Origin of the sequence: Methanohalophilus halophilus (assembly GCF_001889405.1) — an archaeon.
Lineage (GTDB): Archaea > Halobacteriota > Methanosarcinia > Methanosarcinales > Methanosarcinaceae > Methanohalophilus > Methanohalophilus halophilus.
Window position 1 is genome coordinate 1,692,166 of the sequence record NZ_CP017921.1, and the last position, 22,484, is coordinate 1,714,649.

General features: G+C 39.4%; 18 protein-coding genes. 7 read left to right on the forward strand and 11 right to left on the reverse strand.

The features are described 5' to 3' along the window. Positions 1 to 101 precede the first annotated feature (101 nt). The 3 genes from BHR79_RS08740 to BHR79_RS08750 all read left to right on the forward strand — a co-directional run bounded on the left by BHR79_RS08740 (position 102) and on the right by BHR79_RS08750 (position 1,972). Entirely contained in the window at positions 102 to 323 is a 222-nt protein-coding gene (locus BHR79_RS08740; RefSeq protein ID WP_072360989.1) for a hypothetical protein, read from the forward strand. A gap of 160 nt (positions 324 to 483) precedes the next feature. After that, positions 484 to 1,623 carry an MFS transporter gene (locus BHR79_RS08745; protein ID WP_072561964.1) on the forward strand — a complete coding sequence of 380 codons (1,140 nt, stop codon included), beginning with the start codon at positions 484 to 486 and terminating at the stop codon, positions 1,621 to 1,623. Positions 1,624 to 1,639: 16 nt separating this feature from the next. Then, on the forward strand, positions 1,640 to 1,972 hold the full coding sequence (locus BHR79_RS08750) for an ATPase domain-containing protein (protein ID WP_268765994.1): 333 nt from the start codon (positions 1,640 to 1,642) through the stop codon (positions 1,970 to 1,972). 2 nt (positions 1,973 to 1,974) lie between these two features. Here the strand turns inward: BHR79_RS08750 and BHR79_RS08755 are convergent, their stop codons facing one another. From BHR79_RS08755 to mtaA, 11 genes are all read right to left on the reverse strand, one after another. Continuing rightward, a complete protein-coding gene (locus BHR79_RS08755) occupies positions 1,975 to 3,900 on the reverse strand; it encodes a hydantoinase/oxoprolinase family protein (RefSeq protein WP_072561966.1) in 1,926 nt (641 codons plus the stop codon). Beyond that, positions 3,897 to 4,775, reverse strand: a complete 879-nt coding sequence (locus BHR79_RS08760; RefSeq protein ID WP_072561967.1) for a cation diffusion facilitator family transporter — start codon at positions 4,773 to 4,775, stop codon at positions 3,897 to 3,899. Before BHR79_RS08760 ends, BHR79_RS08755 begins: the two co-directional genes overlap by 4 nt. Positions 4,776 to 4,823: 48 nt before the next feature. After that, entirely contained in the window at positions 4,824 to 5,420 is a 597-nt protein-coding gene (locus BHR79_RS08765; RefSeq protein WP_072561968.1) for an acetate uptake transporter, read from the reverse strand. Between the two features lie 228 nt (positions 5,421 to 5,648). Next, positions 5,649 to 7,031 carry a methanol--corrinoid protein co-methyltransferase MtaB gene (mtaB, locus tag BHR79_RS08770; RefSeq protein WP_072561969.1) on the reverse strand — a complete coding sequence of 461 codons (1,383 nt, stop codon included), beginning with the start codon at positions 7,029 to 7,031 and terminating at the stop codon, positions 5,649 to 5,651. A gap of 12 nt (positions 7,032 to 7,043) precedes the next feature. After that, positions 7,044 to 7,814, reverse strand: a complete 771-nt coding sequence (mtaC, locus tag BHR79_RS08775) for a methanol--corrinoid protein MtaC (RefSeq protein ID WP_072561970.1) — start codon at positions 7,812 to 7,814, stop codon at positions 7,044 to 7,046. 496 nt (positions 7,815 to 8,310) lie between these two features. Then, positions 8,311 to 9,696, reverse strand: coding sequence for a methanol--corrinoid protein co-methyltransferase MtaB (gene mtaB / locus BHR79_RS08780; RefSeq protein ID WP_072561971.1), 1,386 nt, complete (start codon positions 9,694 to 9,696; stop codon positions 8,311 to 8,313). Positions 9,697 to 9,709: 13 nt separating this feature from the next. Next, the gene (gene mtaC / locus BHR79_RS08785) at positions 9,710 to 10,474 is read right to left on the reverse strand and encodes a methanol--corrinoid protein MtaC (RefSeq protein WP_072561972.1); all 765 of its coding nucleotides are present in this window, start codon (positions 10,472 to 10,474) and stop codon (positions 9,710 to 9,712) included. A gap of 69 nt (positions 10,475 to 10,543) precedes the next feature. Then, positions 10,544 to 13,675 carry a PAS domain S-box protein gene (locus BHR79_RS08790; protein WP_072561973.1) on the reverse strand — a complete coding sequence of 1,044 codons (3,132 nt, stop codon included), beginning with the start codon at positions 13,673 to 13,675 and terminating at the stop codon, positions 10,544 to 10,546. A gap of 193 nt (positions 13,676 to 13,868) precedes the next feature. Beyond that, complete coding sequence (locus tag BHR79_RS08795; RefSeq protein ID WP_234970406.1) at positions 13,869 to 15,059, reverse strand: GTP-binding protein; 1,191 nt, start codon at positions 15,057 to 15,059, stop codon at positions 13,869 to 13,871. Then, the gene (locus BHR79_RS08800) at positions 15,011 to 16,642 is read right to left on the reverse strand and encodes a methylamine methyltransferase corrinoid protein reductive activase (protein WP_072561974.1); all 1,632 of its coding nucleotides are present in this window, start codon (positions 16,640 to 16,642) and stop codon (positions 15,011 to 15,013) included. The genes BHR79_RS08795 and BHR79_RS08800 overlap by 49 nt, the downstream gene beginning before the upstream one ends. Positions 16,643 to 16,695: 53 nt before the next feature. After that, positions 16,696 to 17,715: a methylcobamide:CoM methyltransferase MtaA gene (gene mtaA, locus BHR79_RS08805; RefSeq protein ID WP_072561975.1), complete on the reverse strand. Its 1,020-nt coding sequence runs from the start codon at positions 17,713 to 17,715 to the stop codon at positions 16,696 to 16,698. Positions 17,716 to 18,346: 631 nt separating this feature from the next. On the opposite strand from mtaA, the gene BHR79_RS08810 reads away from it, so the two are divergent. The 4 genes from BHR79_RS08810 (at position 18,347) to BHR79_RS08825 (ending at position 22,459) form a co-directional block, all read left to right on the forward strand. Continuing rightward, positions 18,347 to 19,648: a sulfatase-like hydrolase/transferase gene (locus BHR79_RS08810; protein WP_169818163.1), complete on the forward strand. Its 1,302-nt coding sequence runs from the start codon at positions 18,347 to 18,349 to the stop codon at positions 19,646 to 19,648. 84 nt (positions 19,649 to 19,732) lie between these two features. Then, positions 19,733 to 20,569: a prephenate dehydratase gene (gene pheA, locus BHR79_RS08815; RefSeq protein WP_072561977.1), complete on the forward strand. Its 837-nt coding sequence runs from the start codon at positions 19,733 to 19,735 to the stop codon at positions 20,567 to 20,569. Between the two features lie 6 nt (positions 20,570 to 20,575). Continuing rightward, positions 20,576 to 21,472 carry a DUF7502 family protein gene (locus BHR79_RS08820; protein ID WP_072561978.1) on the forward strand — a complete coding sequence of 299 codons (897 nt, stop codon included), beginning with the start codon at positions 20,576 to 20,578 and terminating at the stop codon, positions 21,470 to 21,472. Positions 21,473 to 21,490: 18 nt separating this feature from the next. Beyond that, entirely contained in the window at positions 21,491 to 22,459 is a 969-nt protein-coding gene (locus tag BHR79_RS08825; RefSeq protein WP_072561979.1) for an AAA family ATPase, read from the forward strand. Positions 22,460 to 22,484: the final 25 nt, after the last annotated feature.

A 22,484-nucleotide genomic window follows, 5' to 3' on the forward strand; every position in this document is an offset into this window, starting at 1 on the left:
AATTAATGAAGATTTACTAATTAAAAATTTTAATTCATCGGTTAGGTATATACGTTAGAGTGTCATAATTATTTTCGGGTCTATTCTAGGGAGGTTTCAATATGAGTGAACTGAGCAAAGAGACTATAGTTTCGGAAATGATGGAAACAAATGAAAAAAACCCGGTGGGTCATGCTTTAAAGATGTTGACAGACTTCAGTGTGGAAACAAAGAGAGGAACCGTAAACGGCAAAGCGGGAGATTATATCGTCAAACGTAATAACGGGACAGTTTCTGTACTCAAATCATCGATGTTCTTCCGAAAATACCGAGTCCTGCGTTGACAAAGGGCTTATTAATCTAACTTTTTTCGAACTCATTCTGGCCATTTTGGATATTCATTTTCCTGAGGATTTCTATTTGTTATAATATTTTCAGATAGCAATAACAACTGTTATTAATGCACTCCTCCATTGTGCAGTCAGTTCAACAGGCGGTAGATGGATGGAAAAAGGCAGATTACTTGTTTATTTATCTATATTTACTATAATGGGATTGTCCAATGCAGTGATACCTATTCTTCCTGAACTTGCAGGACTTGGACCTGGAAATCATTCAGTCGAATTGTCAAGTTTTCTTTTTTCTGCCTATTTTATAGGAGCTTTGCTTACGATGCTGCCCTTTGGAATACTGGCAGAAAGATATGGCTTTATGAGATTTGTGACAATCAGCCTGTTATTGACATTTTTTTCAGGAGCTATAATGCTTTTTACCAATGAAATTCACCTGCTCATTCTTGCAAGATTAATGGAAGGTGCCGCATGTGGTGCATTTTTCCCAGCAGCATTTTCTTATCTTGGTTCATTCAGCAAGAGAAAACAGTATATGGGAGAATTTAATTTTCTATTAAATGCAGGACTTGCCGGCGGTGTTGCTTTAAGTGGTCTTTTGGCTACCATGGGTTTAAAGTATGGTATAATGGCTTTTACAGTTATATCTTTCTTGACCCTTATTGCAGGGTTGGGATACCTGTACAAAAATGGCCGGGATAAAGAAAAATTGCAGTCTCCAATTATTGCTGAAATCCGGCAAAAGATCTCCACAACTTCAGGATTTCTGGTAGACAAATCTTATACGGGTATATGGATAATAGTTTTTGTACTGATAGGTACCAATGGTGTATTACTTGCTTTGTATCCTGATTACAGTACAGGCATGCTTTCTAAAGCCGAACTGGGAATGGCCATTGCAGTAAGCTATATCAGCACAATGATATCTTCCATTTGGGTATCACATACATCCATGAAATCAAAACAAATGATCAATATGGGCATTGTGGTAGCAGCTTCAGGAACCCTGGCTACCATATGGTTGCCTTTTGTAGGATTTGCATTGGTGGGATCTGGTTCAGGACTCGCGATGGTTGGATTACCCACGCTGCTGGCATCAATGAGTAAGAACAAGGGGATCACAATGGGCCTTTACAGCACATATACCTATGGAGGTCTTGCAATCATGCCTATATTTGCAGGAGCCCTCTCGGGAATTATGGGATTGGAAATAATCTTTGCTATTTTTGCAATTCTCCTTTTCCTGACTCTTTTTGTTAATTATAAAATAAGACCAAATAAAAACGGGAGATAAATTTACATGCCTGAGAATCGATTCTCCAGGCGCACTTTATTCTTTGATGGACACAGAACCAACCAAACTCAGAAAACAATGGTTTCATCTTTTCGAACCCCTGAGAAGAGAAAATATAACAACATTCTTTGTATTTGAAACATATGATATCATTGGCCAGACCCTACAGTCAAGTGGCATGGAAGGTTATCTGCCAGATGGCATTATAGATACGATGATAAAAACAAAGGATGACTCGTCCCAGAGATATATAAAGGTAAAGAAAATGAGAGCGATGTCTCACATGGACTCCTACATCCTTACTGTTTCAGGGAATGGTATTGAAAGCTACAAGGAGACGTCATTCTAAAATTAAAGTGGGGATGTACCTATTCCCATAATTGTCAATTGTGTTTCCATGGGGGGATGTTTCCACCCTTCAGGAATTACTTTCTTTTCCTTTATATTGAAAGATATCTGATCTTTTTTGATACCACAACTTTTCATATATTCAAATAGTACATTTTTGCCGTTATCTATGGAATAATCATAGGCTTGCGTGTAAGTTTGGAAACTCTTTCTTCCATTTTGGGAAAAAACAAGGAAATCCTGATCTGGTTCGGATAAAGATGCAGGCCTTATAAGGTACTCAAGTCTTTTTATTCCTTTACCATATAGAGCCCCAATTGCGTTTCCCACATCTGCATGTTGCGGGAGAATGATGTCAGCGTCCACAATTTTTCCAAGTGATTTTACATATGGGGCTACAGGGCCACCAATAAGGACTACAGGTAATTTCACCTTAAAAGTAGCAGGGTAATTACCAGTTAGGGTCTCCATTATACTCTCTTTTTCGATATTTGGAAGAGCGAAACATATCAGGTCATATGCCATATTGAGAGCAAATTTTTCTTTCAGTGTTTCACATATTTCAAATTTACTGCTAAAAGCAAATCTTGCAAAAATGTCAGCCCCGATTGATGCGGCTTCCACATCCCATTGTTCATAATCTCCCAATACATGTAATACATCTGTCGGAGTGAAACCTATAACCCTTATGAATCGTTTGCTTATAAGTAAGTCTAGCATATTTGATGAAATGTGGCTCCTGGTGAGGGATGTAAGTTCCCTGTAAGACATCGGTTCACTGCCAAGCACGTCAAGTATTCTTCTTTCGGAGTCTGTTAATTCATGTTTGCCAGAGCTGTTTTTAACGAAAAATCTGGCTGGTTGGATATTTTCATCAAAGAGATCCCTTTGTGGATTAGAAGCGTTTTTTAATTTTGATATGAATCCCGGGTACATTTGTGCTGCAAGACAGAGAGGGATTACACGTCGGGGTCCTATAAACAGTCCTCCTTTACGCGTCCAGATTCCACTATCTCCCCCCATTGCAGAGGTTTCCATATGAATTGCACGTACTCTGGTTTTCCATCCTCCTACAATTCCGCCGGATTCACTTAGTTCAGGTACTCCATTTGAAATGGATGAAATATCGGTACTTGTGCCCCCCACATCAATTGTGACACAGGTATGCCTCCCACTTAAATGAGAAGCTCCGATAAGACTTGCAGCAGGTCCTGAAAATACGGTTTCTATAGGTTTTTTGAGTGCATCCTCGATACCTGTTACAGAACCATCACATTTAAGCATCAGGAGCCTGGCACTTATCCCTCTTCTTCTGATGTCTTTGATTATAGTTTCAATAAATTGCTTTATTACAGGAATAAGCCGTGCATTGAGTGTAGCTGTTACAGCTCTTTCATAAGCTCCTATATCCTGAGAGAGTTCATGACCACAAACAACTGGCATATCAACAATTGTTTGAATCAATTCTCGTGTTTTTATTTCGTGATCCGGATTACGGATGCTGAAATGAGATGAAATTGCAAATGCAGATACTTTATCCCTCACATCCTTGACAAAGGACTCAATGGGACTAATATCAAGTTCTTGCATTTCCAGGCCTTTGTGATCATGGCCACCTTTTGCATGAAATATATGCTGGGAAGGAAAACCTTCGCTTTCGCTTCCGTGTTCCCCAATCAGTATAAGTGCTACGGGATATCCGGTATTTTCAAGGACCGTGTTTGTGGCAAGGGTTGTAGAGACAGAAACGACTGCAATATCTTCAAGATATTGAAAATCAAGTCCATCAATTGAATTTTCGATGCCTTCAAGTAAATCCGGATATGTTGTAAGTGCTTTGTTTGAACTGACTACTTTTCCTGAATTGTTTTCAATGATGGCTACATCAGTATAAGTTCCACCGGCATCTATGCCCAGACTATATTTCATATAAAGTCCCCCTTCTTTTTTATAGGTTCAATATGAACAGTAACATCCCTGACTGATGAATAACTTGCTTTTAAGGATGATTCTATTTGTTCAACAATTGGTTTGGTCTGAATGATTTTTATCTTTGGATCCATACATACATGTAGGTCAACATAAAGGTCGGAATCAGTTCCATGTGCCCTCACATTGTGACATTCACTGGCCCCGTCTATTGAGTTTACAAGATTGCAGATTTGCTTTTCATCCAGGCTAGATGTATCACTCAAAAAACTGCTGCTTTCCCAAATTACAGAAAGGGTTTCTTTTACCAAAAATGAAAAGAAAAAGATTGAAAGGACAATATCCAGGAAAAAATATCCATATTCAATACCTACCAATCCTATTAATGTAATTATGGTTAAAGCCACTTCTTTTTTCATATTGTTAGAATGATTATATTTTTTTTCTTCCTGCAAGGGGAATTGAACCTTTTTCATGGAATGAATTAACAGAAGATAAAATGTGACAGAAAGCAGGACTATAATGTATCCGGACATATCAATAAACGGGACTTTCTGATAACTATATTTGCCTATAAGTGCATGGCTTATTAAAAGTAAGGAAATTATTCCAATTCCAAGAGCTACCAAAAACTGACCCATTTTTACATATTTAGAATAACCATAAGGATGCAGGGAATTGGGTGAAAGGGAAGTAACATAGAAATTGCCGGCAATAAACACGATTGAAAATCCTCTCAATAGTGAATAATATCCACTGGTTTCGAGGTAGATTATATCATAAAAATATCCATACAATATCTTTGGTATGGAGATAAAAAAAATCAGGAAAACAAACATGAAAAAATATTTTTCCAACAATGTTTTCCTGCACATTTCCATTCCTCCAAAATAAATGACATAAATATATCCCTATATTTTGTTTTAAATACCTGGAGCCACAGGTTTCTCACAAATTTCATTTAGTACCATAGCAAGAGCTGCATATAGTGAACCAAATCCGAGTAGGAGTCCATCGATACCTGCAATAACAAGTAGACCGGTCATTCCTGTAGCATTGATAATTGCAAGCAGGATGAACAGGATGAACAGGGTAAGGAATACAAATTGTATGACTCTGCTGCCACTACACATTTTCAAGGTACCTATGAGCATCACAAAAGTGTAAACACCCCATATGAAGAGATAGGCAGCCATTGACATTGGTTCAGCTGCAGCGGCCCATCCAAGGGACTGCAGTATAATCAGTCCTGCAAGTGAGAACCAGAAAAGCCCGAATGCATTAAAAGCAGTTCCGGCAAATACATCTCCTTTCTTCCATGCCATTATCCCTGCAAATACCTGGGCAAATCCACCCAAAAATATTGCCATTGAGACTACCATTGAATCAAGTGGGAATAAACCTACATATGTCAAACTTAGCAAAACTGCTGAAAGCCCAAGACCAGTGAAACCAAGTGGTGCCGGGTTGGCCGTGTTATCGGCTACTTCGGCTTTCACCATTTCAATATTTCCTTCCATAAATATCACCTCTATCATTTGAATTAATAGATCGATACAGACTAAAAGTTACAATAACTCACAAGTAATTTAAATTGAAAAAAATAGGAGTAAAGGGAGGTTGTAAGTATTGCATTGCTTTTATATCTCCTCCTTGTAGTTTAGCTACGCTATATAGAAGATTACAAGGTGATTGGGGCTATGGACCCTTAAAGGAGTCCACAGCTAAACGTCTGTATGTGTTTTCGCTCAGAGACCGTAGTTCTCCGGCCTGAATACCTTGACTTCCTTTTTGTATTGTTCAAGGGAGTCACTGAGGAACTTGTCTGAATCATCAGTAAGTCCAGCCAGAGCTTCACTTGCATCAGCAAGTGCATTCTTTTCGAATCTGGTCATCTGTAGTTTGGGATCTGCGTTTTCAAGCAGGTTCACACACTCTACAGCAGCGTTCTTTGCACGGAGATAGATGTCATCTGAATCCTTGACAATTGCTTCACCGACCTTGTAGGCATTGTCATAGGCCAGGATGTATCCCTGTGGGTCCCTGTACTTGTCGGAGAGAACCATCATGTCCCTGAGGTTCTTGGATTGACCTGTCTGGAGGGAGACATTCATCAGTGCGCAGTCATATGCAAGGGATTCACCCCAGCACTGTACAGTTGTACCACCGAATTCACCGTGATATTCTACGGATTCATTGGACCATAGGTCACAGCACTGCATTACAAGGTTACCCATTACATCGGAGTGGGCGCATGTGGAAGACTTACCTTCCTGGGCAATTGGGACACCAGCAATGGATTTTACAATGGTGTTCTCGTAACCACAGTCCTTGCCCGGACCAACTGCACCTGCTTCATAGGCGGCAAGGGTACGTGGTGCGGATATAGCCCTGGCAATTATTGCAAGGGTGTGGGCAAGGTTTTTGTCAAGGAGTCCACCTGCAATGAACATTGCAGTGTTTGCCTGTGCACAGTCAGTATCACCAGCTGCGACGACATTGTTCTTCTTGGCAACTTTGGCAATGTCCTGCCAGATGTATTCCATATCCATGGTACCTAGGCAACCAATTGCAAAAAGCATACCTGGCACATCATTTCTCAGAATTGCACGGTCAAAGACTTCTTTACCACCCATAGTTTCGATGGATAAGAGATCTGCACCGTTTGATGCAACTTCTTCGAAAGATTCCATAAGGGTGTTGTATTTCTCTCCCCTCAACTGCAGGTAGTCACGGTCTTCACGGATGTCACCAGGAGTGTGTCTCAGAGCGCATTTGATGCCGTATTCATCATGGTAATCTTCCATAATGGCTTTCTGTGCATTTGCGACTTCTCCACCCCAGGTTGGGTTATTGGTCATCTGCTGAACGTGCTCGGTTTCCAGTACGACTGATGGGAAACCAACCTGGACCATCCTTTCCATTATGTCGCGGGTAATACGCTCATATTCCTTTACAAGTTTCTCTTTGGTCTCACCGGCTTCTGGCCTTGGTGCATAGTTTACTTCAGGTGTGGTGTAACCGGCACCAATCTCTAAGTCCAGACCTGCTTTTACAGGATTGGGGGAGTTTCCAAAAATCATATCGTCTGCGCTAGCATATGCCATCTTGGTGTATCTGTTTACTGTCATTTTGCTCACCTCTCAGTGTTGATGGAATTGTTCCTTGAGTTTGCCAAGATCTGCGCCTGCAAGAATTGCCTCTGCCATCTTTGGTGCGTCGGCAGCCTCTTCTCCATATACTCCTAGCTCATAGGTTGATACGAAGTCCTGGTTTACAGCACCGCCACCACACTGGAATGGAACTTTTATACCTGCTTCAAGAAGCCTGTCATTGACAGCCTTGAATGCATACATTGTGGTAGTCATCAAAGCGGTTCCTGTCACCATCATTGGTTTTTCTTTCTTCACAGCTTCAATTACTTCGTCTACCGGCACATCACGTCCAAGATCCACTACATCGAAACCATTTGCTCTCAGGAGGGCTGAGACAATGGACTTACCGATGTCATGCACGTCACCTTCTGCAACGTGGCATACGATCTTACCTTTGGATACAGGTGGTTCCTTGGCCTGGGATTTACAGAAATCAATACCATCAAGCATTGCATCTGCAGACATCATTACATTTGGCAGGAAAATTATTCCTTCATCATAGAGTTTTGTTACTACTCCCATTCCTACCATCAGGGCATCATCAATTAAGGCAATTGGATCTTTACCGGCTTCAATTGCTTTCTTGAGGCCCTCTACTGTGTCATCTTCTTCGCCTTCATAGATAGATTCTGCAATAGGGCGAATCAGCTCGTCTTTTGGATAAAGTTCTGCTGCCGCGTCATCCGGCGTCATTGCTTTTTCCATTTTGACGTTATACCTTTCCAGAATTTCACTGGGGTCTAAGTCCAAACTGGTCATTCTACACTTCCTTCCATATTTGTTTTAAATATATCCAGGGTCAATGCCTGATGGCGATTGGCCCAACTCCAATCTATTGTGAGGTTTAATCAAACCTCATATTCAAGTGTGATATAATCTTATATAAACATTTCTACTGTTTGGTGGTTATATATAAATGTTGTCTATTATTTTAAATTCAAATCAATTAGTTTTTATAGTAAGAAATACGTTGATTGATTGCTTTTTTTTGATTATATTTGTATGAATTCAAAAAATAGAGATTATTAGTTATAATAATACTTATATAGCATAATGAAAAGAACTGGTTGGATGAATCATATAAATAGATACTTACAATAAAATGAACATAAAAAATAATTGAAAATATACATAATTTGCAGCATAGCGTTTTCAAAAATACATTCTAAACAATTAAATTATGATAGAATAGATAGAAATAACTATATATAGGAGAACTCTAAAAAAGCAATATTAGTAGTTAAAATTAGAAAAATTAAAGGCCATAATTTGATGGGTTAAAAGTATCCACTTCAGATGAATAAATATCCAGGCAATTACAAATAAAAGATTCCATATTTTCGTCTAATGATTTCAGGTCATTCCAGGTTTTCTTTATTGTAGCTTTTTCAAACTTGGATAACTCCAGGAATCCTTCGGAACCACTTTCGATTAATTCACAAGCTTTCATACCTGCCTCTTTTGCCCTCAGGTACAAATCATCCGGATGGGCAGTTATTACTTCACCGATACGATAAGCATTATCATACGATAGTATGAATGCCTGTGGATCCCTGTATCTGTCTGAAACCATTAACACATCACGCAGGGTTTTACCAACTCCGGCTTCCAATGCCGTATTCATCATGCTGCAATCGTAAGAAAGGGTTTCACCCCAACATTGTACAGTGGTTCCTCCAAAATCTCCCCGGTATTCCACAGATTCATTGGACCAGAGATCGCAACATTGCATGGCCATGTTGCCCATCAGATCTGAGTGGGCACATGTAGAACCTTTGCCTTCCTGAGAAATAGGGTAACCGGTAATTGCCTTAATAATAATGTTCTCATAACCACAGTCCTTGCCCGGACCAATTGCACCTGCTTCATATGCAGCAAGAGACCTTGATGCAGAAACTGACCTTACAACAGATGCCACACTATGGGATAATTTGAAGTCAAGCAGCCCTCCTGCAACAAACATTGCAGTGTTTGCCTGTGCACAGGCCGTATCGCCTGCAGGTACTACTTTATTTTTCTTTGCAATATTGCAGATATCTTTCCATATATATTCAACATCTAAAGCACCAAGTATACCAACTGAAAAGATAACTCCCCGCATGTCATTCCTCAGGATAGAATGATCAAATACTTCTTTACCTCCAAGGGATTCAATCGACAACATATCCGCTCCTGAAGAAGCGACTTGTTCAAATGACTCAAGAATTCGGGAATAAGCATCTCCTCGCAGGTCAATGCTTTCCCTATCTCCCCGGACATCACCAACTGTATGCCTGAGGGCACATTTGATGCCATATTCATCATGGTACTCTTCCATGATTGCTTTTTGAGCATTTGCAACTTCTCCACCCCAGGTTGGGTTATTGGTCATCTGCTGAACGTGCTCGGTTTCAAGTACGACTGATGGGAAACCAACCTGGACCATCCTTTCCATAATGTCACGGGTAATACGCTCGTATTCATTTACAAGCGTTGCCTTATTTTCAGCCGCATCCGGCCGGGGAGCATAATTGATTTCAGCAGTAGTATATCCAGCACCAATTTCCAGATCAAGACCGGTTTTCACAGGATATTTTGAGTGGCCAAAAAGAAGGTCTTCAAAATTGTCATATTCCATGGAAGAATAACGTTTAACAGACATAATATAGGTCTCCTTAGTGTTTATGGAAAGTATCCCTTAATTTCCTTATATCCAATCCATGCAGGATGGAATCTGCAATTTTTGGTACGTCTGCAGCTTCCTCGCAATATACTCCTAGATCATAATCAGAAACAAAGTCCTGGGTTACAGCCCCACCACCACAGACTACAGGTACATTTATATCACTTGCCAGCAGTCGCGAATTCACGTCTTTGAAAGCATGCATTGTAGTGGTCATCAAGGCGGTTCCAGAAAGCATGATGGGTTTCTCTCTTTTGGCTGCGGCCACAACTTCTTCAACAGGCACATCTTTTCCAAGGTCAATAACTTCATAACCATTGGCACGTAAAAGAACAGTTACAATCTTTTTCCCAATGTCGTGAATATCACCTTCTACAACATAAGAAATAATCTTGCCCTTTGATTCATGAGTCTGTTTGGATTGTTCCTTGCAATATTCTATACCTTCAATCATTGCCTGGGCAGAGATAATAACATCCGGCAGGTACAGCAACCCGTAATCATAAAGTGTGGATACCACTTCCATTCCTGCCATTAGAGCATCGTTTATAAGTGTAAGAGGGGGTACTCCAGAATCAATTGTATTTTGCAAAGCAGCGACAACTTCATCTTCATCGCCTTCAAAAACAGCTTTGACGACCTGACGAATATGGGGGTCTGTGGGGTACAGCTGTTCTGCCACCTCTTCAGGAGTCATATCACTTTCAACCAATATGTTGTAGCGTATCAAAGTATTTTTAGGATTGATATCTATCATTTTTGCCCCACTTTGCTTGCATTCCTTTAGTTTACTATGCATCTGCATTAATAATTTATGAATTTATCGTCATTCAACAATTCGATTGACAACTATGACTACATCATTCCCGTTCCATTCCCCCCTTTGCAATGTAGTATCGACATTTATTAGATTATTATTTTTGTCCATCAAAGTGAACAAATGTTTCTGTTTGTTACCATTGAGTGCTTCGTTAAAGGCTTTTGCAGCATCAAGTACCTGAGTATGGGAATGAATTTTTATAAAATTCATACCTGTTATTTCCTGTTTGGAATATTTCAGGGTTTTTGTAACATTAAGATTGGAATAAAGAATGCAGCCTTCTGGATCTACCACAAAAATCAGCTCAGATATTGTGTCAAAGAGTACCTGTAAATCATATTGGCTTTTCTGAATACCTGCCTCTTTTTCAATCCTGTCAAGCACAGAACCTATCTGGTTTGCCACAGTTTCAAGCGAGTTACGTATGGAATATGGAATCTCATAATTTTTATGGGATGCCAAAAACAATACTGCAGATAAATTATCATTGGTTATTACAGGTATAATGGCTGTTGCCAGAAGGTTATCCTTGCCTTTTTTGGATTTAGAGAAGGGATAGATTTCAGAATAAAGTTTATACACGGGATACTGTACTGACAGGAATTTTCCCCTAAGTGAATCCTTTTCAATTGTAGAATGTTTTTCAACAAAACCATCGGAAATATTACGATGAGCTACAATATTAAGGTCTTTACTGGATTTGTCAACAATATAAAGAACACCTGCATCCACACCTTCAATATGAAGAGCCAGCTCTAGTAGCTGATCAAACATTTCTTGCATATCACCGGTGGGTGTCAGGAAATTCCCAATATCAGTATCAATATCTAAAAAACGATTTACTCTTTTTCTTTCAGTAATATCAAGGATTATACCTTGATAGTGGCTTATTTCGCTCTTTTCATATTGGATGGAACCTCGTTCTTCAACCCAGCGCACATCTCCCTTTTTTGTGATTATACGGTATTCAATATTGTAATCTGACAATCCTTCATCTGAATATTTTGCAAGCTTCTGATGGACATACTCGAGATCAGAGGGATGTATAATGTCCCCATATTGTAATTTTCCGGAAGTAAATTCCTCGGCCCTGTAACCAAAATTTTCAATGTTTTCAGATACAAACTCCACCGGCCAATCTTCCTCCGGGGCCCAAAAGAAAACTATTGCAGGACTGGTACGAATTACAGATTGAAGCACTTTAAGGACTTTAAACGTTTCAAGAAGTTTATTCTCTTTTTCTTTTTGTTGTGTAATGTCACTTATAAATGCCATTACTGCAGGTTTGCCTTCATGGTCGATTACAGATGTGCTTACTATTACAGGTATTTTCTTGCCGTTCTTTGTAACCAGTTCAATTTCATCTCTGGAATGAGACATCTCCTTTTGCTGTATATACTGCTGGTTTTTTTTAGTCACCATACGGTGATATTCTTCAGCAACGTAATTCCTAAAATCTGTATTAAGTATTGAATCACAATCGTTGTCCACGAATTCACAAAACATCGAATTTGCAAATTTAAGTTTACCATCCTGAATTACAACTATTGCGTCATTGCCGTTTTCCACAAGGGAAGAATATTTGATTTCAGAATCACGTAATGATTTCTCGGCCATTTTATGTTTAATTGTAGTCCATATATCCTGTATAAAAAGTTCTAATTGATTTATTTCCATTTCTTTGAAGGCTATATTCCTTCTAAAACCTGCAACAATTACAAGCTGCTTATTTTCAAAAAGAGGTATTTCAACGGTTTTTCCCCCATCCATAACATTGGATTTTCGATCTTTGAAATCAAGATTTTCAATTCTTCCAGATACAAATGATTCCAGATATTCTGTATCAGGAGTATACAGTATTTTTTCAGGGTTGCTATCCTTTCCCATCTTGCAAAGATAGCCACAATCACTGTCTGTAAATTCAACTGTAAGTTCAAGAGCGAAACGAGCTATTTCATCGAAAGAAAAAACTTCCAACCGATTTAATTTTAAAAGGGCTTCAAGTCGGGATTTGTTCATTTGAAGAGTGGCTTCAGCACCTTTTTGCAGGGAAATATCTTCAAAGATACCTATCCCACCCTGTAAAATCCCATCCAGAAGCAAGGAGTTACATGTAAGTTTTATAGATTTGGATGAATATTGAGTGTTAATATCGTATTCTCCCCTGTAAGAAAGAGCGTTTCCGGAAAGCACCTTTTTTATCTGGTCAGACGCTTCTTTATCAGGAATATAATCAAAAATTTCAGGTTCTTCCTTTTCAGCAATAAAAGTTTTAAATATATAATTGAAGGCTTCATTAGAGTTACTTATCCTGCCTTTCCTGTCAAAATAAACAATTCCAATAGGTGTTTTTTCAAAGATTGATCTGTATTTCTTTTCAGCCTCTTTGAGATGCTCTTCTGCTTGCCTTTTAGCTGATATATCCCGAAATATGACCATCACTGCAGGTCGATTGCCATACTCAACAAGTGATGATGAAAGTTCGAAAGGAGTGACTTTACCTGATGTTGACAGTAATTCGACCTCATATGTCATTTCCCCGTATATTTTTTTTTCAATACGTTTGGTATATTTTTTGTACAACATCCTCCGATATTGTATAGGAAAATAATTCAGGAAATTTGTACCTTTTATTTCATCCCACTTTTTACCAACAATTTTTCCGAATTTGCGGTTTGCAAACTGGATTTGCTCATCTTGAATTATGATTATTCCTTCAGAAATGCCCGATGTGAAAATGGAGAGCAGATCTTCAAATTTTTCAGATTCGTTTTCAGAAAAAGGATGTTTTTCAAGTGTAAGTATAAATGCAGGTGAATCAGGCAAAGCAGGGTTCAAGTAATGAGCTGTAAAATTGTAGACTTCACCTTCACTATCTTCAATGGAATGAATAGTTGATTCTGTTTGTGAAGGGATATTGTTGAGGGACTGAACAATTTCTTTTTTGGTAAAGGGCCATATTTCAATATCAAAAACTGATTTTCCATAAAGGTTTTCTGTAATTCCTAAAAAACTGCTAATTTTGGAATTTAAATATATTATGTTATATTTACTATCAAGTAAAAGAATACCGATGTCCAGAAAGTCTAATGCGGGCTCAAGATTAATTTGCCCTTCTTTAAAAGTAGGTTTTTCCATAATGTTCCTGCCAATACATCGACAATTAATATAATACAATGCAAATCAATCTCATGTATATAAGAGGATTGCGTAACTAATATATATATCCTTTTTCATTGGTAATATGCTCACATCTAAGACTCGCTTCCTTCACTCCAATCGATGATTCGTGTTCATAAGGTGTGAGCATATCCTTTAGCAATAATTACATTTACACATCTTCTGGGTGATTGTGATTTTCGTGGTTGTGACTGTCATGGTTGTGCTTATGGACAGCAGTTTTCACTATTTTAATACCATGATTTGTGAAAATTTCCTTGACAAAGAAATCCACAAGTTCCATTAATTCCGAACGGGAAACATTTGAAATTGCAGATAGAATCTTGACAGAAGGCTTAGAAGAATATGATTCTATTGTTTCAATTTGAGGTTTTTCTTCGGCTCCTGTGACACTGGAACGTACATTTACGGTACCGGCTTGCAAAATCACTTTCATGTGACCGACAAAATCCGGATTCATCACGATTATCTCTTTTTTTAGACCTTCCATCAGGTTTGAGACTATTGATTGGGCTTTTTCAGACTCAAGATAATCATGATTTAGACTGTATTCAGATGCATAAGTGGCCATTTTTGAATACTCTATCGAATTTTCTCCACTATCTGCAATAATTTCTTCTGCATCGGGGCTTTTATCAATACTTCCTTTCCTTCTATCGACTTCAAGGGATGTTTCATCACTTAATAGTCCACTAATGAATTCTGCAAACTCTTCATCCTTGCTTTTCGCGGAAAAACGAACCGTATGTGCCTGCGGATTCATCTGCTGAACTGAAGATTCAACTATCGGTATATACAAGTCTTCTATTAAATCCACTTTGTTGATGGCCAGGATTTCAGCATCAATGATCTGTCTTTTGGAAAACTGTTTCGTTTCTTTCATTATTTGCTTGAAACGGCTGCCATCAATTACTGTAACCAGAGGTGCAAACTCAACATCTTTCAAATTCATCAGCATGATATCTTCTTTTATTACAGCAGGAAATGCAATACCTGTAGGTTCAACAAGTAGAATATCCGGCTTCATTTTCCTATAAATTTCATCTACGGTATACCTCATATCTCTTTTGAGAGTACAACATACACAACCGTTTGTGAGCTCTATGGAATCAAAACCATAACTGGAGATGATATCAGCATCAACTCCAATTTCGCCTATTTCATTTACTATTATAGCAGCTTTCTGACCCTTTTCCCCGAGATATTTACCAATGCGGAGGATTGTAGTGGTTTTTCCACTTCCTAGAAATCCTCCCACAACGAGTACTTTCATTCGCTCAAACCTTCCATAGATTATTGTTCCGTTGATGGTTCCTGCATCATAACATCCAGATTTTCCCATTTAAACAGGTCATGGGGACAGGCATGTATGCATTTCTGACAATGAGCGCCATCACATAGATCAGTACGTATCATTACTCTGTTATCTTCCATAGAAAGGGCATCATTAGGACAGACCTGGACGCACTTATGACAGGTTTCACAGCCTTCAATGACCATTGTAAGATACGTTCCAACCTTATCAAGAACGTGAAGGCCTTCTTCTCCCAGTACAGGAATATCTTTCACTACACGTTTTTCAACAGCAGGAACCGATTTTACGACATCGATTGTAGGTAGTTTCTTTTTCTTCAGGTATTTTTTAAGGACTTTGAAAGGCATGCCTTCTCCCCAATAAGAAAGTTCGAGAATGTAGGCCTCCTTAAATGCATCATCCATAGCAAACATGACATGTGTTCCAACGATTTCCTCTGCAATTTCCTGCAATTCCCATAACCTGTCCTCAGAGAGCAAAATTTCTTTGGCAACTATCAGGGAGGTGTTCCCAATTTGGCTAATTTGACCTACATCATAAGGGATCATGCCAATATTGTGCGCCTTAATAGCATCCATATAGGTTCCTGCAGCACCTGACATATATGCAGTTTGTATATCCTCCATTCCTATTCCGGCAGCATTACAAAGAGTTATGTGACCTGCCCTTATAGCCCCAATCGCCCTGCCAGCTTCTACAAGATCATGTTCGTTAAACTTTATTCCATCCTGTAATTGGATGACACTGTTCTTCAGGTTGATCTTTGGGAGTACTACAAGACCATTTTTAATAGCTTCATCAATTAAAGAAATTACACCTGTTCCTGTAATACCATGTGCTTCTATGTCTCCCTTATCTATTACCGTGCCATCGTCTGGTTTTACGAGGTCACCCTGTACAGTATCCATTTCATCATTAAGGACATAGTTACGTAGTGCTTTATCTTCAAAGGTCACATCAGATATCGCATGAGGCCTAGCAATCGTACCATCTGTGATTTCCTGTCCTTCCAGGGCCGGTCCAGCTGCAGCTGAGCCTGTATATATTACATCTCCTACTTTCAAAGCCATCTCGGCATTTGTTCCGTAATCCGTTGCAATTGAAATATCTGCATTGTCCAGCATACCGGATTTGACAATAAGTGCAAGAGCATCAGCTCCCACTTCATGTTTGATTGCAGGAGGAATAACAACACTGCAATTATCAAGATCTTCAAGACCCGGAATAAAGATACTTTTTACAACAGATGCTTTGCGTTCCTGTTCTTTTATGTTATATTTTGCTTTTTTTCTCTGTCCCGCATATGCAAGATCATCAATTGGTATTCCCTGAAACAGGGATAACTGGATAGGATTTCCGCAAATCGCGATTTTATCAGGAGATGAATGAATCCCAAGTTCCTCAAGAATGTTCCGGAAAGCACCTATTACTAGTTCGTGGGCAAGATCCTGTCCATAATTCATGGCAAAATCCAAATGATCCATGACATTGGCTCCCGGAAGAGGGTTATTCATGGTAATCACGGTTTTATGGATCTCACCACTTTCAATATCTATTTTCTGAGCCCTGAAACCACTGGTTCCAAGATCAATAGCAACTCCCACTTTCATATAACCACCTCTTTTAATTAAAAGAGGGATGCTATCAGGCACCCCTTATACAATCAGGAAAAGTATTCATCTCTTCCTTCAACCAGTGCCTTTACATTCTCAAGAGGTGAATTTGGAGCAATACCACAGCCAGGGGCAACTACAGAAATTCCATCATCCAGGGCCTTTTTTACTTCCTCTTTTACTTTATCAGGAGTTCCGCTGAGAATTGTGAAAGGACTGGAAACGTTACCAACAAGTGTAGCACGTCCTTCAACTGTCTTTTTGGCTTCCTTTACATCCTTTACCTTTTCCTCAATACTCAAGCCTTCAAATTTACAATCTCCCATCATATCCAGGATTGGTGTTACATTTCCACATACATGCAGTATTTTTACACAATCAACAGCTTCTGCAAATTTTGAAAGGCAGGGTTTAAGGGTATCATTGAATGTGGCTGGATTCATAAGGTCAGGAGAAGCAACCGGGTCTGCCACACATATCATATCTACTCCACTATCCAGAAGGATATTGGCATATTCGATACATGCATCAGTGGCAAAATCCAGGATGGTCTTAAAATCATCAGGCTTCTTGATCGACCATTTCATGAATTTCTTGACACTGGCTAGATCTGAGGCCAGGGTAACCGGTCCCTCCATTCCTGCTATAATAGGGACATCTTCACCTACACTATCCCTCACGATGCCTGTAGCTTCAACTACTGCAGGAATCCTGCCCAGTTCAGCCAGGTTATCAGGCATCTTGAGATCGTCAACTCCTTTTTTATAGGGATGTTCGGTTATTGAGGGTTGTCTGTTTTGGGTACCCATGTTCACTTCACAACCCATGGCCTCGGCCAGGACCGTTAGGCAAAATGGATATCTTACAGCTTCCAGCCCGGCTTCAGTATGGGATGCCAATGCCAGTTTTGCCATTTTTGAAGCATCTGAATGAGCCTCTGGCCAGGATGCACCGGTCATTTCCATGAGTTCTACTGTTGCAGTCTGTGTAACAGAGGCAACCGGGGCTTTGTCTACAGACTCGCCCTTTAAAGCATTCGTTAATCTGGTTTTTTGAGTCAGTTCTGACATACTTTCAACACTCCAATCTATGAGTATGTGCCATAGTTTGAGGCACATTATGATCAATTAAATTTGCAATTTTATGCTATATAAAGGTTTTTATTGCATATATGATATATATATAAGTTTTGCAAAAGTCAATCAAAAAACAAAACATTAATTGCTTTTTAAAAAATGGCTATTGATATTGTTTTTATTATAATATTACCTGTATGTCATATAAAAATAGATAACCATGAACAAAATACTTATATACTAAAATTGAATTGAGTGTACTATAAACTAATATATAAAAATACTTGTTACCTTAAATAGATACTAAAGCATTTATAAACTAAACGTGTTTATTGATATTGATTATTTATTGAAGAAAATATTAGAATCCAATATACTAAAAAATAAGAAATACCTTTATATAATAGTAAACTGGAAAACAACTCTCAACATAAAAATAAAACATCATGGCATAAAATACTAATATGAATCTATATTTTTATTCCTGATGATATATTCTAGAAGGCAAATTTGGCAGAGTGGGAAAATACTCCCCCTCCTATTATTATTGTTATGCATAACAATAAACCCGGCCGGATGTGCAACATTTATAGAAACAGGAAATACAAATACTCCTGATGGTGTAGTGGTACTGATAGTTGATGGTCTTGGCAATGGATATATAAATCCTGAGCGGGATGTAAAAGCAATCGATGGTTCCGTTCTCCAAAAACCCGGGTTGTCAAATCTTCCATATATATATGATCAGGCTGTGATTTTTGATTCTGTTTATGTCCCTGCGCTGAAAGGTAACAGCGGACACAATGTTATCATGACAGGTAACAGGGATGCAGATGACACAATGGTAGGTTATGATAATGCCAGTATTTATGATGTTGTCAGAAAACATGGATACCTGACAGTTGGGGTACTTGAGAGAGGTGATTCCGAAGAAGTAGTTGCAGAAAATGACCTTGTTATCCATGACACAACCAATTCAATAAATGAACCTGTAATGCAGGTTTCGGTATCCGGGAATAGGGAAATAGATGTCCTGCCACTTCTTGAAAAAGAGTTTGAGACACATGCATCCCGGGCACTGTCCAGAGTGGAAAGTACACCTTCCGGCTCCATCCAGAGGTATTATGCCTACAATAAATTGGCCCTGGATGCAGCAATGGACTCTATCAATATCCTTGAAAAGGAAGGCAGGGATACAAAATACTTCATAACCGTCAATATTGCCGCGCTTGACACAGCAGGACTCTACAGGGGTTATGAAGGTTATGGCCAGTGTATTGAAAACCTTGATTCCATGATAGTGCCCCTTTATGAAACATGCCGGGAAAACAATCTGGCACTGGTTATCACATCTGATCATGGGATGGCATTTCCTGATGCTGAATCAAGAGGAGGGGCAAAATCAGAGAAGTATGCTTCTGCAAATGAGGTTCGCAACGTACCCTTGATAATTTTGTCCCCCAATATTAAACAACAACGAATCCAGGAAACGATTGGTCAGGAAGATGTAGCACCAATTCTTCTGAGTACGCTTGGCATTGCTGATAGACCTGCTTTTTGTGAGGGAAGGGAAAAAAACCTGAAAGAATATGCGGTGCTAAAGGTCGTGTCACCGGGAATTACCAGTATGAAACTTAGCAACAGTGGTAAAGAAGTTTGTTCTGGAAGCAATGATTCCATGTACTACATAACCGGTCTGGAGAAAAATAAACAATACACTCTGGAAACAGTGATTGATAGCAGTGGTGAGACATACAAGGAAACACTATCTATCGAAAATGACAGGGTAATTGAAATAAAGGAAAAAGATGAAAAACAGGACTCTACTGCGTCCCCGGAAAACAACATGCACCTTGTGGGAGGGGTTTTGATAGGAGTTATTAATCTCACAGGCCTGGCAATAATTTTCAGGATAATGCGCAATTGATGAGTTTTTACAAGAGTGGGAGACAGATATCTATATGCCATTTTATCACAAATTATTTTAAATATCAGTCCTCTATAAAAGTCAATGAAAATCGGCATTTTGGGGCCTGAAAGTTCATATTCTGAAAAAGCTGCAAATATATGGAAAGCACACCTTGGAACGAATCCGGATATTTCATATCTGAAGGACATTTCAGAAGTATTTGAAGTTCTTCAGGATAATTCTATAGACTATGGTGTTGTACCAATAGAAAATTCTATAGAGGGATCTGTCGGGGTTACCCTTGACCTGCTGCTGGAGCATGAATTTTCAATCATTGGAGAAGTTGTGATTCATATCCATCACTGTCTGCTATCAAGGGGGAAGAAAGAGGACATAAGAATAATTCTATCCCATCCCCAGGCACTGGCACAATGTCGCCATTTTATCCGGAAGAATTACACGGATGTCGAAATCAGGACTACAGGTAGCACTTCACATGCTGCTAAACTTGCAACGGAGTTTCCGGAAATGGCTGCTATTGCTTCCAGAAAGGCGTCTGAAAGTTTCGGGCTTGACATTCTTGCAGAAGACATACAGGATTGGAAACCTGATCTCACCCGGTTTGTAGTAATTGCCAGAAAGCAAGACCAGAGGATTCAGACCTGCACACGTGACTGCAAAACTTCAATTATCGTCTATCTTGACAGGGACCACCCCGGTGCCCTCTATGAGATGCTGGGTGAATTTGCTATAAGAGGCATCAATCTGACAAGGATTGAATCACGCCCTTCCAAAATGTCCCTGGGAGATTATGTGTTTTATATCGATATGAATGGAAGTATAAAAGACTCCGATGTAAAAGAAGCACTTGATAACTTGAATCAGAACGTTTATATGTTAAAGAATCTGGGTTCCTACCAGAGTTATATGGAAGAGTGAAATTCAATGACCGGGGCAGAGGATCTTGAAAAATTCATTCATCGGCAGGAAAATGCTGTTCGCAAATACCAGCGGTTGTTTAAACTGGCAGAATTTGTCATCCTGACTCTTGCTATTTATACTGTCCTGCTTCTGGTAAACATGGAAAATGCATTTGGACTGGTAAGAGCACTGGAATTATATGCCGAAAAAAGTTATAATGTTGCTTCATTGACAATTTCATTTTCAACCATTGCACTTCTTCTTATTTCAATTGGAATTTCCCTGACAATAACTTTACTGCTCTATAGAAGAGAAAAGAGCACTTCAGTTATCTTACTGGCAGAAGAGAAATATCCGGTCCTGAAAGAAAGGCTTCGGACAGCCTACGATAACCGTAAACTCAGCAATATTATAGCCAATGATTTGATTTATTCAGTGCTGGAAAGTACAAAGGAAATTCATTCATCTGCTTTTCTTGACAGGAAAAAACTCAAGGTAATACTTATCCTTTTGATTTTCACTTCCTCAACCCTTGGCATAGTTATATATTCAGATTTTCGCACAGACATAACTCCCGAAGGAATGAAAGAAGTAATTGACAACATTCCGGGAATTCCCGACAATGATGATACACCTGAAGATTATTTCCCCTCTAATGGAGAAGGAAATGAGGCAGGAAACGAGAATATTACAGGTGAACCGGTGGTAGTCGTGGTGGAAGGTGAAGAAGTGGACCTGAGTATACCGCCGGGATCAGAATCCGGCTTTACACCTACGGGGGAAGAAGATGAAACCCAGCCGGAATTTAAACCCTCTTCTTCCTATGAAATCGGACAGATGACAGCTCCGGCTTATCGTGAAGAACTGCCGCAAGGGTATGAGCCAATCATCAAATCATATTTTGAAGAATTAACCAGATAATATATAAGGAGTAATTGTATGAACGAAAGTTCTCAATCAGGTGAAGCGGATATCTACCGTAATACCAGTGATATTTTTACCAATCTTTTCAATGAGATTTCAAAGGTAATTGTGGGACAGAAAGAAACAGTGGAACAGATTATTGTTTCCATCCTGTGTAATGGGCATACACTTGTGGAAAGTAATCCAGGTCTGGGAAAAACCCTTACAATATCCACAATTGCAAAGGTCATGGACCTGACATTCAGTAGAATCCAGTGTACTCCTGACCTGATGCCTGCAGATATTACAGGTACTCATTTTATAGAGGAAAGCGGCGGGCACAAAGAATTTAAATTCGAAGCAGGACCTGTTTTTGCCAATATCGTGCTTGCAGACGAAGTAAACAGGGCATCCCCTAAAACCCAGTCAGCCCTGCTTGAAGCAATGCAGGAAAAACAGGTTACTGTAGGAAATGATACATTTATTCTGGACAAACCCTTCTTCCTGTTAGCAACGCAAAACCCTATAGAAATGGAGGGTACGTTCCCTCTGCCAGAAGCCCAGCTGGACAGGTTCTTGCTCAAGATTCTTCTTGATTATCCCTCTTTTGATGAGGAAAAGGAAATCGTGCGCCGTTATACCATGGTGGATGTGCCTGAAGTGCAAAGGGTCCTCAAGAAAAGTTCGGTGCTGGAACTGCAACGCCTGACCCGGGAAGTACCAATTGCCGAGGACATAAAGGCCTATGCTATCAAAGTCGTTATGACAACACGTAACTGGAAAGAACATCTGGAATACGGCGCCTCTCCCCGTGCCTCTATAGGATTGATACTTGCAGCCAAGGCCCGTGCACTTATTCACGGGCGCAATTATGTAAGCAAGGAAGATGTGGATACAATGGCTTATCCAATACTCAGGCATCGAATAATGCTAACATTCGAATCTGAGCGCAGGGGAATTACGCCGGACAAGGTTATTGGTGAGATCATCAAAAGAACTGAATGAGCTTTCCCACAAATAACAAAGGGCC